This is a genomic window from Methylopila musalis, assembly GCF_042679725.1.
GTDB lineage: Bacteria > Pseudomonadota > Alphaproteobacteria > Rhizobiales > Methylopilaceae > Methylopila > Methylopila musalis.
The window spans coordinates 1-1,723 of sequence record NZ_JBHTMX010000330.1; the positions used below are offsets into that span (position 1 = coordinate 1).

Genomic DNA, 1,723 nt, shown 5'->3' on the forward strand with positions numbered 1-1,723 from the left:
CTCGGCGCCGCCGCCGCGGAGGCCCGCCGCCAGAATGCGGGCGGCGTCGCGGGCGGAGAGGCGGCCGCGCTCGAAGCGCTCGGCCAGCGCCACCAGATCGGCGACCCCGAAGGCGTCCTCCAGTTCGGCGAGCGCGCCGAGGGTGAGCACCAGACGATGGGGCCGGCCGTCGAACACGGCCTCCACCTCGCCCCGGCGGCGGTTCACGGGCATGGGGGGTCTCCCTCAGACGGCGGTGAAGGTGAGCGCGCCGGCGCTTTCCAGCGCCAGATCGAAGGTCATCTCGCCGGCGTGGTCGCCCTTGAACTCGAGCCCGGTGACCTGAAACGGCCCCTCCACGCGCCCGAAATCCGGGATCACGATCTGGAAGGTCTCGATCGCGCCGTCGAACATCAGTCCGCGCACCCGCGCGTCCGACGCCTCGTCCCGGAACACGCCGGTTCCGGCCACGCTGGCGCGTTTCGCCCCGGCGCCCGCCAGCAGCTCGCGCCAGCGGCCGGCGCTTTCCGCATGGGTCACGTCCACCGTCTCGGCGTTGAACGACAGCGCGCGGGAGCGCAGCCCCGCCACCGTGACGAACACGCCCGGCGCGTTCTGGACCTTCACGAGCAGGTCCTTGCCCTTCTGGATCGCCATGGGATCGCAGTCCTTCAGTCGAGAGGTTCGGTGACGGCGCGGAAGGCGAGTTCGGCGCGGCGCAGGCCGGCCGCGTCCACCCGTTCCGCGCGGGTGGAGCGCCAGGAGAGGTCCACGAGCCGCCAGCCGTCGAGAACGAGCGCCGCGCCGTCGAGGCGGTCCACCACCCGGTTCGCGGCCTTCAGCGCCTCGGCGAGACCGCCCTGCCGCGACCACACCTCCAGCGTCAGGCGGTGTTCGGCGGCGGCGGCGAGATCGCCCGAGACGTCCGAGCTCTCCATCGCCGCCAGCACCACGTAAGGCGGCAGGGCGGCGCGGGGCGGCTCGTCATAGACACGGGCGGCGCCGATCAGCGCCGACAGCGCGGCGTCGGAGGCGAGGCGCTGCACGACGGCGGCGCGCAGCGCCAGCGCGGCGGAAGCGATGGTCATGGCGTCAGCTCCTCGCAGAGCAGCTCCTCGAAGCGGCCGTCGGCGTCGAGGCAGCGCACCGACAGCACGGTGAAGGCCCGGCCGCTCCACGCCGCCCGGCAGCCGCCGGCGACGTCGCCCCGGGCGCGGATGACGACCCGCCAAAGCTTGGCGAGGCCGAGCGCCGCGCCCCGGCATGTCTCCTCCGCCGACACCGGCTCGACGCGGGCGAACACGGTCGCAAGCGGCGCGAAGCCCCGCGTCACGCCGCCGGCCTCGTCGGCCACGTCGTCCGGCCGCTCGATCGCGACCCGGCGGCGCAGCGCCGAAAAGGCCACCACGGCCGCGCTCACAGCTTCAGGTCCCGGTAGGGCGCGATCAGGTCGGCCACATCCGCCCGCGGCCCGTCGGCGCCGGAGCGGCGCTCATAGGCGTCCGCCACCAGACGGCGAAGCGCGAGGCGCAGCGAGTCCGGCGCGTCCTCCGGGTCGCCGTAGCCGCAGGCGAGGTCGATCTCGACCACCCGCGCCTCGGGGACGACCCTCAGGATCTCCAGCCGCTCGGACGCCCAGTCGAACCGCCAGTCGGCGGGGTCGAGCGCGGTCAGCGTCCCGTCGCGGGCGCGCAGCCGCACCGCCTCCACGTCGCGCACCGGGCGCGGCCGCAGCGTCACCGCG

General features: G+C 75.1%; 5 protein-coding genes. All 5 read right to left on the reverse strand.

Annotation, left to right across the window (positions count from 1 at the left end; genetic code table 11):
* A partial coding sequence (locus ACFQ4O_RS17310; RefSeq protein WP_378777596.1) for a gene transfer agent family protein occupies positions 1 to 213 on the reverse strand: 213 nt, incomplete at its 3' end.
* Positions 214 to 225: 12 nt separating this feature from the next.
* Entirely contained in the window at positions 226 to 636 is a 411-nt protein-coding gene (locus tag ACFQ4O_RS17315) for a phage major tail protein, TP901-1 family (protein WP_378777598.1), read from the reverse strand.
* 14 nt (positions 637 to 650) lie between these two features.
* Complete coding sequence (locus ACFQ4O_RS17320) at positions 651 to 1,067, reverse strand: DUF3168 domain-containing protein (RefSeq protein WP_378777600.1); 417 nt, start codon at positions 1,065 to 1,067, stop codon at positions 651 to 653.
* Positions 1,064 to 1,399, reverse strand: a complete 336-nt coding sequence (locus ACFQ4O_RS17325; RefSeq protein WP_378777602.1) for a phage head closure protein — start codon at positions 1,397 to 1,399, stop codon at positions 1,064 to 1,066. Before ACFQ4O_RS17325 ends, ACFQ4O_RS17320 begins: the two co-directional genes overlap by 4 nt.
* Positions 1,396 to 1,723, reverse strand: a 328-nt coding sequence (locus ACFQ4O_RS17330) for a head-tail connector protein (RefSeq protein ID WP_449289006.1), incomplete at its 5' end; no start/stop codon positions are given. The genes ACFQ4O_RS17325 and ACFQ4O_RS17330, both read right to left, overlap by 4 nt.

Bases quoted from the DNA above. Each gene is read 5' to 3' on its own strand.
- ACFQ4O_RS17315 (WP_378777598.1), bottom strand. From the start codon at position 636: ATGGCGATCCAGAAGGGCAAGGACCTGCTCGTGAAGGTCCAGAACGCG.
- ACFQ4O_RS17320 (WP_378777600.1), bottom strand. From the start codon at position 1,067: ATGACCATCGCTTCCGCCGCGCTGGCGCTGCGCGCCGCCGTCGTGCAG.